This is a genomic window from Myxococcales bacterium (assembly GCA_016720545.1).
Taxonomy (GTDB): domain Bacteria; phylum Myxococcota_A; class Polyangia; order Polyangiales; family Polyangiaceae; genus JAAFHV01.
In genome coordinates this window covers 26,746-40,099 of record JADKKK010000009.1, presented here as the reverse complement: position 1 = coordinate 40,099, position 13,354 = coordinate 26,746, and the positions used below count along the sequence as shown (strand labels likewise).

Annotated in this window: 15 protein-coding genes; 11 read left to right on the top strand and 4 right to left on the bottom strand. The window is 70.8% G+C overall.

Annotated features, from left to right (window positions below; all coding sequences use genetic code 11):
• Positions 1-98: 98 nt before the first annotated feature.
• Both IPQ09_17675 and IPQ09_17670 read left to right on the top strand, forming a co-directional pair.
• Positions 99-449: a DUF1801 domain-containing protein gene (locus IPQ09_17675; protein MBL0196014.1), complete on the top strand. Its 351-nt coding sequence runs from the start codon at positions 99-101 to the stop codon at positions 447-449.
• Between the two features lie 73 nt (positions 450-522).
• A complete protein-coding gene (locus tag IPQ09_17670) occupies positions 523-1,416 on the top strand; it encodes an NAD-dependent epimerase/dehydratase family protein (protein ID MBL0196013.1) in 894 nt (297 codons plus the stop codon).
• A gap of 39 nt (positions 1,417-1,455) precedes the next feature.
• Here IPQ09_17670 and IPQ09_17665 read toward each other — a convergent pair whose 3' ends face one another.
• Positions 1,456-1,791 (bottom strand): nuclear transport factor 2 family protein, encoded by a 336-nt coding sequence (locus IPQ09_17665; GenBank protein MBL0196012.1) that lies wholly within the window; start codon positions 1,789-1,791, stop codon positions 1,456-1,458.
• A gap of 43 nt (positions 1,792-1,834) precedes the next feature.
• On the opposite strand from IPQ09_17665, the gene IPQ09_17660 reads away from it, so the two are divergent.
• From IPQ09_17660 to IPQ09_17645, 4 genes are all read left to right on the top strand, one after another.
• A complete protein-coding gene (locus IPQ09_17660) occupies positions 1,835-3,625 on the top strand; it encodes a hypothetical protein (protein ID MBL0196011.1) in 1,791 nt (596 codons plus the stop codon).
• A 46-nt stretch (positions 3,626-3,671) separates the two neighbouring features.
• On the top strand, positions 3,672-4,313 hold the full coding sequence (locus IPQ09_17655; GenBank protein ID MBL0196010.1) for a hypothetical protein: 642 nt from the start codon (positions 3,672-3,674) through the stop codon (positions 4,311-4,313).
• A gap of 296 nt (positions 4,314-4,609) precedes the next feature.
• A complete protein-coding gene (locus tag IPQ09_17650) occupies positions 4,610-5,281 on the top strand; it encodes a hypothetical protein (protein ID MBL0196009.1) in 672 nt (223 codons plus the stop codon).
• 67 nt (positions 5,282-5,348) lie between these two features.
• The gene (locus IPQ09_17645) at positions 5,349-6,410 is read left to right on the top strand and encodes a hypothetical protein (protein MBL0196008.1); all 1,062 of its coding nucleotides are present in this window, start codon (positions 5,349-5,351) and stop codon (positions 6,408-6,410) included.
• Between the two features lie 61 nt (positions 6,411-6,471).
• Here the strand turns inward: IPQ09_17645 and IPQ09_17640 are convergent, their stop codons facing one another.
• A complete protein-coding gene (locus IPQ09_17640) occupies positions 6,472-6,921 on the bottom strand; it encodes a hypothetical protein (GenBank protein MBL0196007.1) in 450 nt (149 codons plus the stop codon).
• A gap of 234 nt (positions 6,922-7,155) precedes the next feature.
• Here IPQ09_17640 and IPQ09_17635 point away from each other — a divergent pair, with 234 nt between their 5' ends.
• On the top strand, positions 7,156-7,665 hold the full coding sequence (locus tag IPQ09_17635) for a PQQ-binding-like beta-propeller repeat protein (protein MBL0196006.1): 510 nt from the start codon (positions 7,156-7,158) through the stop codon (positions 7,663-7,665).
• A gap of 20 nt (positions 7,666-7,685) precedes the next feature.
• On the opposite strand, the gene IPQ09_17630 is transcribed toward IPQ09_17635, so the two are convergent.
• Entirely contained in the window at positions 7,686-8,297 is a 612-nt protein-coding gene (locus tag IPQ09_17630; protein MBL0196005.1) for a hypothetical protein, read from the bottom strand.
• A gap of 49 nt (positions 8,298-8,346) precedes the next feature.
• On the bottom strand, positions 8,347-11,016 hold the full coding sequence (locus IPQ09_17625; GenBank protein ID MBL0196004.1) for a HEAT repeat domain-containing protein: 2,670 nt from the start codon (positions 11,014-11,016) through the stop codon (positions 8,347-8,349).
• A gap of 100 nt (positions 11,017-11,116) precedes the next feature.
• Between IPQ09_17625 and IPQ09_17620 the strand changes: the two genes are divergently transcribed.
• From IPQ09_17620 to IPQ09_17605, 4 genes are all read left to right on the top strand, one after another.
• A complete protein-coding gene (locus tag IPQ09_17620) occupies positions 11,117-11,578 on the top strand; it encodes a (deoxy)nucleoside triphosphate pyrophosphohydrolase (GenBank protein ID MBL0196003.1) in 462 nt (153 codons plus the stop codon).
• Positions 11,579-11,664: 86 nt separating this feature from the next.
• Positions 11,665-11,910 carry a hypothetical protein gene (locus tag IPQ09_17615; GenBank protein MBL0196002.1) on the top strand — a complete coding sequence of 82 codons (246 nt, stop codon included), beginning with the start codon at positions 11,665-11,667 and terminating at the stop codon, positions 11,908-11,910.
• Complete coding sequence (locus tag IPQ09_17610; protein ID MBL0196001.1) at positions 11,907-12,509, top strand: hypothetical protein; 603 nt, start codon at positions 11,907-11,909, stop codon at positions 12,507-12,509. Before IPQ09_17615 ends, IPQ09_17610 begins: the two co-directional genes overlap by 4 nt.
• Entirely contained in the window at positions 12,448-13,332 is an 885-nt protein-coding gene (locus IPQ09_17605) for a hypothetical protein (protein ID MBL0196000.1), read from the top strand. The genes IPQ09_17610 and IPQ09_17605 overlap by 62 nt, the downstream gene beginning before the upstream one ends.
• Positions 13,333-13,354 lie beyond the last annotated feature (22 nt).

Below are 13,354 nucleotides of genomic sequence, written 5' to 3'. Positions count from 1 at the left end.
AGGGAATATTCCTTTCCCACTCGCGCGGATTTGAGGGCATTCTCAGGCCTCGGACGACCGGGGGTGGCCCTCGTCGTTCTGCCCGCTGGAGTCTCGAAATGGCTGGGACCGCTGCCGACATCGACGCGTACATCTCGCAGGCTTCGCCCGTGGCGAGGTCTGCCCTCGAGGAGATCCGGAGGGGCGTCAAGGAGGCGGTGCCCTCGGCGATCGAGACCTTCAGCTACGGGATGCCGGCGCTGAGGCTCACTCGAACATTTTTCTACTTCGGGGCCTTCAAGAAGCACGTTGGCATTTACCCGCCCGTTCGCGACGACGCCGCGCTCATCGAGGCGACGTCGGGCTACCGCAACGCCAAGGGCAATCTCACGTTCCCGCTCGATCGCCCGATCCCGTACGCGTTGATCGTGCGCGTCGCCGTCGCGCTCTCACGCGAGTACGCGAAGTGAGCGCACGCGCCCTCCCTCGTCCCCGCTGTCTCCGCCGCGCTCAGCGGGCGCGGCCCGAAGCCTGCGTCGCGCCATGAGCCGCACGGTGCTCGTCGTCGGCGGGACCGGATTCCTCGGTCGCCACCTCGTCGCGAGGCTGCTCGCGCGCGGCGATCGCGTCACGCTCTTCACGCGCGGCACACGGAGCGATCCGTTCGGCGATCGCGTCGCCCGGCTCGCGGGAGATCGCACCACCGACCTCGCCCGCGTGCAGGGTACGTTCGACGCCGTCGTCGACCTTGTCGGCTTCGAGGGGCGCGACATCGAGCGGGCGATCGACGTCTTCGCCGGCCGCGTGGGCCATTACCTCTTCGTGAGCACCGGCCAGGTCTACCTCGTTCGCGAGAGCCCTCGACTCCCCTCGCGCGAGGAGGACTACGACGGCCCCACCATCGCGCGGCCCGGGGGGCGCGACGGGTCTCAGTGGGACTACGGTACCGGCAAGCGCGCGTGCGAGGACGCGCTCGTCCGCGCGCACGGGCGGCTCCCGTCGACCCGCCTGCGAATCCCGATCGTGAACGGCCCGGGCGACGACCAGCAGCGCATCGCTCGCTACATCAGACATATGCTCGGCGGCGCGCCGATCCGCGCGGCTTTCCTCGATCGCCGCGTGCGGCACGTGGACGCGCAGGAGGTCGCCCGCACGATCGACGTCCTGCTCGGCGACGCTCGAGTCGTCGGCGAGGCGGTCAATCAGACCCAAGATGAGACGCCGACGCTCCGCGAGCTGCTCGAGATGCTGGGCGACGAGCTCGGGGCGCGCCCCACGCTCGTCGAAGACGAGACGGCGACGAGCGACGTCTCGCCCTTCAGCACGCGCTGGATGTCGTTCCTCGACCCCGCGAAGCTCCGCGGCCTCGGGATAGGGCACGCTCCCCTCGCGACCACCATCGCGCGCTGCGTAGGGCACGTCGTCGCGACTCTATGAGGCCCACGCCACGGCCTCGCGACCGGCGGAGAACCGTGTTCAGCGAACGAAGTCGACCCTTCGGATCTTGCCCTCGGCGATGGTGTAGATCGCCGCGACCTCGAACGGCGGCGTGGTCGGACTGCGCGTGACTCGCTCGTGGTCGATGACCACGTTGCCCACCGCGATGCGGCTGACGAGCGCGGCGTGATTCTCCGGGAACTCGGAGAACACCTTCGCGTAGCGCTCGCGATAGGCGGCGAGGCCGTCGATGGTCACGGCGCCGTTGAGGTCTGCGACCAACACGTCGTCGCTGAACTGCGCGCAGTGCGCGTCCAGATCCTGGGCGTTGTAGGCGTCGAGTTGCGCTTGGGCGACCGCGGTTGGGCTCTTCATCGCGGCTTTCTCGCACACCCCAGGGTTGAGGCCAAGGCGGCTGATGGCGATGTCGATGCCGCTGTGGCTCCTCGGCGTGGTGCTTCGCGATCCGGGGGCCAAGATCGCGGTCGTTGGGTCGTTCGTGCCGTTCTCGACGCCCATGTTGATGACGGCTCGCCTCGCGGCGCCCGCCGGCGTCCCGTGGTGGCAGCCAGCGCTCGCGGCGGTCCTCGTGACCGCGCTCACGTGCGTCTGGGCGGCGGGGCGGGTCTTCCGGGTGGGTCTCTTGATGCAGGGCAAGAGCGTGAGCTTCGCCGATCTCGCGAAGTGGATCGCGCGCGGGGAGCCGCGCGCGTGCCCGCGGGCGTCGAGGCCGTTCCGCTTTCCGCTCGACAACGCGCCGCCGCGGCGCGTCCACTTGCGAATGCCCACCTCCGCGGTCCGCCCCACCTGCACGCTCTTGGCGCTCGCGCTGTCGGCGTGCGGCGCCCCCGCTGCGCCCCGGAGCACGCGGCTGGTCGTCATCCCGGCGGCCACGGGGCGCGTCGCGCCGTCGAGCGCCCCCGCCGAGGCACCACCGGTTCAGCTCGTCGACGTCGACCGAGAGGACTGCGCGGCGAAGGTGCGCGGCACGCTGTACGCGCAGCGAGGCGCGCTCCTGTTCCGCTCGGGTGTAGCCACCCCGAGCCACCCAGGCCCCGCGACCGACGAGGACGTCGAGCTGCGCTGGCTCGCCTCGTGGAGACACGGCACCACGCGCCTCGGCCCCGACGGGCCCCGGATCACCTCCGAGGACGGGACCCGCGGAGGCACCTTCAGCACGCTCGTGCCCACAGCCGACGCGCGCCGCGCCGTCGCCGTGCGGGTGCGCGCGGACAGGGCAGGCGCGCCCGTTCACGAGCTCGTGGTATTGCGGGCGGACGCGCTCGCGCCGGAGGTGATCTACGCGCCCGGCGGGCGACTGCTCCTCATGGGCCGCATCGAGGGGGCGTTCGTGCTCGCGGCGGCGGAGGGCGCCGCCTTCCGGCTCGTCGCGCTGGATGGGGGAGGCAAGGTGATCGCGCGCTCGCGCCCCGTCGTGCTCGAGGAGAGGGTGACAGAGGCGAAGCCCGCGGAGCTCGGGCTGCCCTGGGCCGCGCCTTCTGGACCGAAGAGGCTCTTGCTCACCTGCGAGCAGCACCACCTGTGCGAGGTCGCGCTCCGGGGCGCCGCGCTCACCCTACGCGACACCGGCGTGGGCGCGGCCGAGGGGCTGAGCCTCACGGCGGGCGGCGACCTATGGATCGAGCAGAAGGGCCACAAGTGCTCGCGGTTGCGCACAAGCCAGGCGCGCCCAGGCCCCGCGGTGCCTTGCCCCGAGGGACGAGAAGACGCCTTCGACGGGGGGCTACCGGTCGACGGAGCGCTCGCGTCGGGCGTCGCGGGGGATGCGCCTCGCTGCCGAGTGCGCCACGAGATCGCCCTCCCCGAGCTCCACGAGGAGGACGAGGCGCTCCGGGGCGGCGCGACGATCGCCGTGACCCGCGAGCCCGAGCTCAAGGACGACGTGCTCTCCCTCGAGGTCGTCACGCGGGCCGACCGGATCGCGTTCGCCTGGGCGCTCGCGCGCGCGGCCGTCGTGCGCCGCGACGTAGGGGTCGCGCTGCCCCCGGGCAGCGTGGAGGTCACCCCCGCGCAGCTCGAGGGTCGGCCCGCGTGGCGCGTGCGCGTGCGCGCGCCCTACCCGGTCCACCCGTCGCGCCACTGCGAGCAGGGGCGCTGGGTGATCCGCGCGAGCTACGGACCGGTCGACCAGCCGGGCGGCGACGAGGCGTGGGTGAACCGGTACCAGGAGCTCGGCCACTGTGAGTGACGGTGAGCCGATTCGTCCTCCAGCAGAATTCTGCTAACCGTTCCGCATGGGAACCGTGTCGCGCTCCGCGCTCGCCTCGACCTTCGTTCTGCTCGCGTCGCTCGGCACCGCGGCGGCGTCGGAGCCGAGCTCCGCTCCCGCGCCCGCGCTCGACGCCCGAGCGACGCCCACCCCCGAGGCGGTCGTGTCGCAGCAAGGCGCGCTGGTCGCCCGACTCCGTCCGGAGGCAAGGAAGCAGCTCGAGGCCGCGGCGCGCGACTATCGGGCTCGCCTCGAGCGCGCAGCGAACACCCGCGCGACGAAGAGCCCCCAAGAGCACGCGCGCGACGCCGCGGCGAGCCTGCGTGGCGGCGCCCTTGGCACCGACATCGAGGCCCTGGCTCTCATCGTGATGGCGCAAGCCGCGAGCGACGCCGAAGCGGATCTCCGGGCGGTCCTCGTCGAGCTCAAGGAGACCCAGCGCACCAAGGAGGACCTCCGCCGCTTCCTCGAGTACCGCAAGCAGCGGCGCGCCGGAGTGAAGGCCCCCCTCCCGACCGGACTCGACTCCTTGTCCGAGCTCGGGGAGATGCAGTCGCTGCGCCTCCAGATGACGATGGATCGGGCGTCCAAGATGATGTCGACGCTCGCGAACGTGCTGAAGCGCATCGCGGACACGCAGAGCGCGATCGCACAGAACCTCAAGTAGCCACTTCGGGAACAGCATGGACGTATCGGGCGCTCTCGTCGTGCTCGCGATGCTGGGGATTCGCATCTTGTTCACGGCGACGGGGCGCCGGCACGAATACCTGACAGATCCCCAGAGCGAAGCCAAGAATCCCCTCCTGACGACCCGCGGTGGCTGCCTTCGACCGACGAGCCTCAGGTCGTTGGGAGGGCGCGCGCGCACTGCCACGCCGCGTGATCGTCGACAGACGATGTTGCCGCACAGGCTGGCGTGCCTGCGCGCCCACGCGGCGCGTCCAACCGCGCTACACTGACGCCATGGTCCACGCCAAGCTCCCAGGAACCGCCCGGCTCATCGTCTCTTCGGCCGCCGCGACCGCGTCGCTCGTGCTGCTCGGCGTGGGCTGCCTGGCGGACCCGCAGCCGTCCGAGGTGCAGTGCACCTCGGGGGGCGCGACCTACCGCGTTGGGGACACCTTCAAGGCCTTCGACTGCAACACCTGCACGTGCACCTCGAGCGGGCGCGTCCAGTGCAGCGTGGAGCCCTGCGTCTGCGAGCTCGGAGGGAAGACCATCGCCCGCGGCGACTCGGTTCCGTCGCTCGACGGATGCAACACGTGCACCTGCCTCGCCGGCGGCCTCGCGTGCACGGAGCGCTATTGCGCGCCTGATGGCGGCGCAGACGGCGCCTCCGACGCGCGCGTCGACGCCGGTGGGGCGTGCTCCTACGACGGCAAGGTCTACCCCGACGGCGCCACCTTCCCGGCGACCGATGGGTGCAACACCTGCACCTGCACGGCCGCCACCGTTGGGTGCACCAAGAGGGCCTGCGCAGACGCGGGCGACGCGGGCGACGCCGGCTACACCTGCCCTCCCGACGGCACGATCAACTGCATGCCCCCGCTCACGCCGCCGCTCGCCCGCCTGTGCTCGGGCCCGGAGCACGACTTCATCGTGGCCAAATGCCCCGGCGTGCGCTTCGTCTATTGAAAGCTCACGCGCCACGCTCGACACATCGCACGCCCGCGCCACACGCCACGCCCAACGAGAACGAACCATGAGCGCCCTTCGAGTCCTTGGCTACGCCACCGCGACGACCGCCGTCGCCTTCGCCCTCTTCGCCGGGTGCTCCTCCAGCGATCCTCCCGCCCCCGGCGGTGAGAGCGAGGCCGGCAGCGACGGCCCCATCACCACGACGACCCCCGACGTCGGGGTCGCGCCCGACGGCAGCCCAAAGCCTCCGAACGACGGCGGGACGACCGAGGACGGCGCCACTACCGAGGACGGGGCCGCCCCGGATCCCGACGCGGGAGGCCTCGACTGCACGGGAGCGGCGGGCAACCCCGCCGGCGCGGCGACCGTGTCGGGCTACATCGACACGCTCGTGAGCCAGCCGTCTGCCGCGATTCGCCCCCAGGCGATCGACGCGATCCTTCGCACCTGCGAGGCCTTCGGGCCCGCCGTCTGGCCGCGCGAGCCGTGCTGGGCGTTCCTCGCGGCCGCGATTTCCAAGGAGTCGGGCTACAACCCGACCGTCACCGTGCGCGACGCCTACGCCACGCGAAACGTCGGCGGCAAGCAGGCGAACGATCCCGTCGTCGGCCTCCTCCAGGTGCGCTTCAGCTCGACGGTGCACGAGGTCTCGGTGCTCGCCTCGAAGGCCCGGCTCACCTGCGCCGGGTGCACCCTGCCCGCGTCCTTCGCGGCGCACGCGGCCGAGAGCGGAAATTCCGATTTCTGGGCGGTGAACGGCCCAACCCAGCATATGTCGGTCATGACCAGCGTCGCGTGCAACGTGGCCATGGGCGCGTGGTTCTACTTCGTCAACGCGTCCGGGAATGGCAAGGCCGCCGCGGTCACCTACCCCAACCAGTACTGCAACGGACTCGGCACGGGCGGCAACATCATCACGGGTCTGCTGTCTCACCTGAAGGGCTCGGAGGGCGGCCGCGGTTTCATCGCGAACCAGAGCGCGCTGAACGGGCTCCAGGCCACCGATCCGGGCGGGTACGGCTACGTGACCCAAATCAAGTCGTGGTTCGACGTCATGCTGGGTCCTGTCGCGCCCCACCCGTTCTTCGTACGCATGCCCCCGGATCCGGCGGTGCACTGCGAGTAACTCGGTGGCCAAGAGCCTCCTCGGCGCCGCCGCGGAACCCGCGATCCCTTGATGCTCGAGCTCACCGGTAGGCGACGCAGAGACGACGCGCCTCGCCGGGCGTGCAGTCACACTGCTCGATGCGCGTCGGCGTGAGGCCCGGGGTCCACGAGGGAGGGGGGCCCGTGATGCAGCTGCGAAAGAGGTCGAGCGTCACGGGAGCCGCGGAGTCCGTGATGTCCTTCACGCAGCGGATCGGTCGATCGGCGACCTCGAACTCGCACGTGCCCGCGACCTGCGCGAGGGTGTCCGTGCAGACGCAGGGATCCCCGGGACCCGCGTCTCGGGCCGCGTCTTGGGCCCCGTCGCTCGCGTCGACCGATGAGTCAAGGCCCAGCGCGCCGTCGCGCGGATCGCTCGAGGGCGCGGCGGACGGGCCCGCGTCGGGGACGCCGTCCGGCGGGTCGTCTGCGGCCAACCGACCCCCGCAGGCGAACCCCGTGAGCCCGAGCAGGCACATGAGCTCGGCCACCCGCCGGCCGAGTCGCGCGGACCCCTCGCGACGTGCGCGACATGCGAGGGAAGAGGCGGCCGTCTCGCGCGTCTGCATGAGCCTTGCGACTAGCACGGGCGTGCATGGGCAAGTCATGAATGTCGTGGTGCGTGCCGCTCGCGTCGCCCCACGCACAAGGCTCGCGGCGCGGTCGCCGGGACGGCGCGCACGCGTCCCTTGAAGGCGAGTCCGCTCGCAGGGCATGCTGGGCCCATGCAGACCTATCGCGCCACGCCCGCGCCGATGCCACTCCTCAGCCTGGTCGAGGGGCGTCTCGTCGCGATCGACGCCACCACCGGCCACTTGCGCTGGGAGAGGCCCGTCCGAGAGCCCTTGGATCGCGTCCTCGTCGCGGGAGGGAACGTCTTCTTGGCGACGGCGAGGGATCCCGCAGGACACGTCGCGCTCTTCGATCTGGCGACCGGGAGCGAGCGAGGAGGGATCGACCTCACGTTTCGGGCGGCCGCCGCGCTCGCGACCGCAGACCGGGTGTACCTCTCGGGCCACCACGGGCTCGTCTGCCTCACCCACGAGGGCGCACTGGTCTTCCGCGCTGGCCGGGAGATCACCCGGAAGAGCGCGTGGTCCGGCGACACGATCGACCTCGTGGGCATGGACGCCCAGGACCGCGAGCTGTGGCGGATCGCGGACGCGAAGGCCCACACGACGACCTCGTTCCTCGCCCTCGGCCACCTGATCGCCCAAATCGACTCCGATAGCTGACGAGCCGTCCCCCGCCGCCGTCAGATATCGAACGTGAACGTCTTCTTGTCGGTCGTGGAGCCCGGCAACAGCTCGAGCTTCGCGCTGAACACCTGGCCGCCCACTCGCGCGCCGAGCCGCACCTTCACGGGCGTCTCGGCGTTGTTCAGCTCCATGAGCTTCACCTCGAGCGTGTAGCGACCGCGGGGCGGATCTCCGGACTCGAGGAAGATGTTCTCGATGTTCTGCCCATGGCACCCCGCCTCGCCCGGGCAGTCGCGATCGAGGCGCAGGCCCGAGCGCGAAGTGCGGTTGCCCTGCCACACCTTCATGCCTTTGGGCTCGGTCAAGATGAGGTCGATGTCCGCGGGGCTGTCACCCCAGGCGAGCGTGAACTGCAGGAGCCCCGTGCCGATGCCGCAGCCCTCGTCGATGACGCCGTTGCAGTTGTCGTCGACTGCGTCGAAGCAGCGCTCGGTGCCCGAGGCCACGCAGGCGGACTCGAGGGCGATACCCTCCTTCGACGACAGGTGAGTCGCCACGACGGTCGGCCCCGCGGGAGGCTCCACCGCCACGGGGGTCGCGCCGCACGCGGCGACCCCGAGGAGGGCGCCGAGCAGGGCGAGCCTCGTGACGGTGACGGGCGCTCTCACCGCGGAGCCCGAGGGGCGCGCGGAGCGGCCGCCGGCACCCGTCACGCCCTCACTTGGGTGGGACGACATGGGCGCCGTGCGGGGTGCGCGCGTCGGGGAGGCTCTCGCTCACGATCTTGGGGTTCATGACCTCGAAGAAGGCCTTGGCGGCGAGCGGCGCGTGCGGGCCCGACTCGCCCTTGAGCGCCATGAGCACGCCCTTCTCCTTCATGAACTTGAGGATCTCGATGGCCTGCGTGCGCTTCTTCTCGTCGGCGCCGCGCGCGTCCTTCAGGAGGCGCACGCGGAGCTGGACGCGGGTCATGGAGTGCGGGCCGCTGTCGTACTCGATGCCCTGGAGCGCGCGGGAGAGGATGAGGCGCGGCCAGTCTTGCAGGGCGTCGCGCACGCGCACCCGCGCGCACGCGTTCGCGTTCTCGATCCAGCGGGCCACGTCGCCGTTCTCGTAGTTGCGATCCGACCAGTAGCCGAAGGTCTGGTTGTAGGTGACCTTGAGCTCCTCCATCGCCGCCGGATCGGCGTCGTTGTAGGTGGCGAGCGCGCGCTTCACCGTGTCGACGTCGCCGCCGAGGAGCAGCGCGAGCGTCGCGTCGGAGCGCGTGTTCGGGTCCTTCAGCTTGTCGAAGAGCTCCTTCGCCATGGCGGGGGTGAGCCCGCCGAAGCCGATGGCGCGCGCCGCCTGGTGGCGCACCTCGAGATCGACGTCGGCCCGCATGAGGTCCATGAGGCCGGCCGTGGCCTGCGGCACCGGGCGCCGGATGAGCGTCTCCAGGTAGCAGGCGCGGATCATCTGGCTCTTGGGGTCGGTCTGCGAGAAGGACTTCACCTTCCCCACGACCTCCTTCATCTGCTCGTCTGTCGAGACCCAGCCCAGCGAGAAGCACGCCTCGAGGCGCGCCTGCTCGTTGTTCTGCTTGTCTTCGATGTACTTTACAAGAATGGGGTAGGCCTTCGAGTCGCCCCACTGGGCCATGCCGTGCGACGCGCCCACGCCGAGCGCGCGGAGGGTCATGCCGAGCACCGCCAGGCCGCCCTGCTGGAGCCCCTCCATGGTGACGTCGGTGTCCTTCGGGCGACGCCCGAACTGCCGCTCGAGCAGGCCCCAGTCGGCCTTCATCCACCCGGCGTAGCGCAGCGCGCTCTGCGCGGTGGCCCAGGACTCGGGCATCTGCTGCTGCCCCTCCTTCGGGAAGGGGGTGCTCGGATCCGCCCACTTCTTCATCTGGGGGATCGCCTCGCGGGCGTCGACCGCCGCCACGAAGCGCAGGCCGTTGGCGTGCGGCTGCGGCTTGTCGGTGATCCAGAACATCACGGCCTCGTAGGCCTCTTTCCGGATCTCCTCGTGCTTGTCGGGGTAGAGCACCGCGAGGTCGGCGAGCATGCGCGCCGAGACAACGCGCTCGTTGTCGTCGAGGCGGTACTCCGGATCCTTGTCCTTGTCGTAGAGCTTCAGGGGATCTTGCCGGAGTCGCCACGCGAGCGTGGGCACCGCGCGCAGATCGCCTATCTCCGCCATGCGGAGCGCGGCCTCGGTCTTCCAGTGCGGCTTCGGCTCGGTCTTCAGATAGGCCATCAGCGGATCGCCAGCGCGCGGGTCTTCGAGCTCGCGCATCATGTCGAAGAGCTGCTTGGTCTGGAACTTCTCGCGGTCGGCCTGGCCCTTCACCGTCGTCACGTCCTTCTGGACGCTCTGCAGAGCGAGCACGAGGCCCTTCGCCCCGACGCCGTCGCGGAGCGCCTCGAGGAAGCGCGGGCGCGAGTCCTTGTCGGCGTTCTTCAGGGCCGCGAGCAGCGGCGTCATGGACGACTCGTTCGCGATCTTGCCGAGGCCGACGGCCGCCTCGCGCGCGACGTCGACGCTCTTGTCGGTGACGAGCTCGGTGAGCTGCGGGAGCCACTTCGCGTCGCCCGTGCGCGACAGCACCGTGGCCACGAGCTGCCGCACGCTCTCGCTCGGGTCCTTCGTGAGCTGGGCGAGCTTGTCGAGGCTGACCATGCCGGCGAGCACGTCGGGATCGAAGGCCGGGTTCTGATCGAGGCGCTGGACCTTGGCGAGGTGGCCTTGGCGGTACTCGCCGAGCACCTCGTCGAACGCCGAGGTCTCCTTCAGGGCCGCGAGCGCCCACACGATCTGCGGCTTGTCGCTCGCGTCGGCCTCCTTCAAGGCCGTGAGCAGCGCCGGCTTCGCCGAGTCGGCGGCCGGCGAGCCGTACTCGAGGAGGGCCGTGGCCGCGGTGCCGCGCACGCGGTGGTCGCCCGATGAGAGCCCCTTGATGATGAGGGGCAACCCCTCGGCGTCCTTCGCCCAGGCGAGCTGCGCGAACGCCTCTTCTTGCATCTTCGCGCCGTCTTGGCGGGCGGCCCACAGGCGCCACTTCGGGAGCTGCTCTTCCTTCGTGAGCAGCGCGATGGCCTTCTTGTCCTCCGCGATCTCCTTCGCGGTGGGCTTCTGCGCGTCGCTGCGGAAGCCGAAGAAGAGCGCGGCGCCGAGGCCGGCCACGAGCAGCGCGCCGATGGCGATCATCGCCGGCTTCGTGGCGCCCTTCTTGAAGTCGCCGTCGTCCCCGCCTCCGTAGCCGCCACCGCCGCCCGCGCCGCCGGGTGGACCGGAGGGGAGCGCGTCGTCGTCCGGCGGCCACTTCGCGGCCTGGAGGACCGGGAGAGGGGCGGAGCGCGGCGCTGCGTGGGGATGCTGCTCGGGGGACGTGTGCGGATTCATGGCGCGTGCAGGCTAGACGAGAAGCGGCGCACATGGGCCGGAAATCGCTGGCGCGCGCGGACCCGTGGACGGCTCGGCGAGCGCCACCTACCTTCGCCCCGTGACCGCCGCAAGTCCCGTCAGCCCCGCCAACCCCGCCTCTCCGTCGCCGCCCTCGCCCACCGTCCTCGTGTCGGCCGCCGTGATCATCGAGGGTGGCCGTGTGCTCGTGTCGCAGCGAAAGAAGGGGACGCACCTGGAGGACATGTGGGAGCTCCCCGGCGGGAAGGTCGAGCCCGGGGAGGACCCGCGCTGTGCCCTCCGCCGCGAGCTCGTCGAGGAGCTCGGCGTGGAGGCCGACATCGGGGACATCGTCGAGGTCACGTTCCACCGGTACGACGACGCGGGGAAGTCCGTGCTGCTGCTCTTTTTCGACGCCACACGGCGCCCCGGGAGCGCAGAGCCGGAGGCGCGCGACGTGGCGGCCTTCGCCTGGGCCGACCTCGCCATGCTCGCCACGGCGAGCTTCCCGCCGGCCGACCTGCCCGTGCTGGCCAAGGTGCGCGCTCGCCTCGTGGGCTGAGCCACCGAGCCTCGCTGCCCAGCCCCCGTGCACTCTGCACGAAAATGAGACGAGGCGCCCACGCGATTTCGTGGGAACGTCTTGGGGTGCGGTCCCTCGTCCCCCTCGCCTCCACCTCCCTCGCGCTGTTCGCGCTCGTCACGCTCGCGACCCCACGCCCCGCGCGCGCCAACCCGCCGGAGCCCTGGTCGGACCACGATCCCGTCGCCCCGCCCACCCGCTTTGCGCTGGGCGATCTCGGCTTTCGCGGCGGCGCCGAGTACCGCGCCAACATGCTCACGATACGCCCGCTCGCGCTCACCGACGAGGCCCGCGCGACGCCTCGTGGATGAGGCACCGCCTCCGCCTCGACGGCGCGGTGGACTACCAAGAGAAGGTGAAGATCACGACCTCGATCGACGCCCTCGATGGCGTGCTCTGGGGCGACAACGGCGACCTCGCGCGGCCGCCCGAGTCGTCGAGCGGCGCCAACATCAACTCGAAGAACGTGAACTCGGCGCGGCTCTGCATGGGCCTGCGCGAGGGCAACCCCTTCGACCCGAAGAGCTACTCGTACACGAACTGCGCGGCCGACGCGTTCTTCATTCGCCGACTCTACGGCGACATCTCCACGCCGATTGGCCTCTTCCGCGTGGGGCGACAGGCCACCACGGCCGGCGCCGCCGTGGCGCTGAACGACGGCGACGGGCGGGCGAACCGCTTCGGCTTCGCGAACCGCGGAAACTCGGTCGACCGCATCCTCTTCGCCACGAAGCCCCTCGAGGCCTTCAAGCCAAAGGCGCTGCGCGACAAGACCGAGTCGAACGGCGGGTTCCTCATCCTCGCGTACGACCGCGTGGTGGGCGACGCCCCTGGATCCTCAAGACGACGTGCATCAGTGGGTCACCGCGATGCGGTGGCTGTCGCCGAAGGTGACCCGCGACCTGCGTGACGTGGAGGTTCGCGCGTTCCACGCCTACCGGTGGGACTCGCGCAACGAGACGCGCATCAACGCGGTCGGCGGTCGCGTGGCCGCGCGGTTCGCCGACCTGTTCGCCGGGGTCGACGTCGTCGGCATCCTCGGCAAGACGCGCGAGGTGTCCGAGGCGCTGCGCGTGATCTCGAACGACCCGGCCGCGAGCCAGGCCGTGCGGCAGGTGGGCCTCCGCGGCGTCGTGCGCTACGACCGCCCGAAGTTCAGCCTGTATTTCGAGACCGACTACGCCTCTGGCGACTCCGATCCGCAGGTGGGCACGCCGCTCACGCAGATGAACTTCTCGCCCGACTCGAACGTGGGGCTCCTCATGTTCAAGCACCTCCTGGCCTATCAGACCGGGCGCACGGCGGCGGCGGCGACTGAGCTCCTGAAGTCGCTGAAGGCCCCCACCATCCCCGTCGAGTCGGTCGCGACCAACGGCGCGTTCACCAACGCGTTCGCGATCTTCCCGCAGGTCGACGTGAGGCCCGTCGACAACCTGCTCATTCGCGGCGGCGTGCTCGTCGCGTGGGCGCCGGCCCCGGTCATCGACCCCATCTTCTCGCAGCAGCGCCGCGACGGCGTGAAGATCGCTGACGATCTCCAGAACTTCGCGGGCGGCAAGCCCGGCTCGTTCTACGGCACCGAGCTCGCGGGGCGCGTGCAATACAAGATGTATGAGCACTTCGCGTTCGACTTCGAGGGGGCCGTATGTTTCCCCGGCGACGCGTTCAAGGACGTGGACGGCTACGCCGCGCGCTCCGTGCTCCTCCAGGGGCGCACCACCTTCTTCTTCTGATTCCCATGAACCCCCGAAAGAG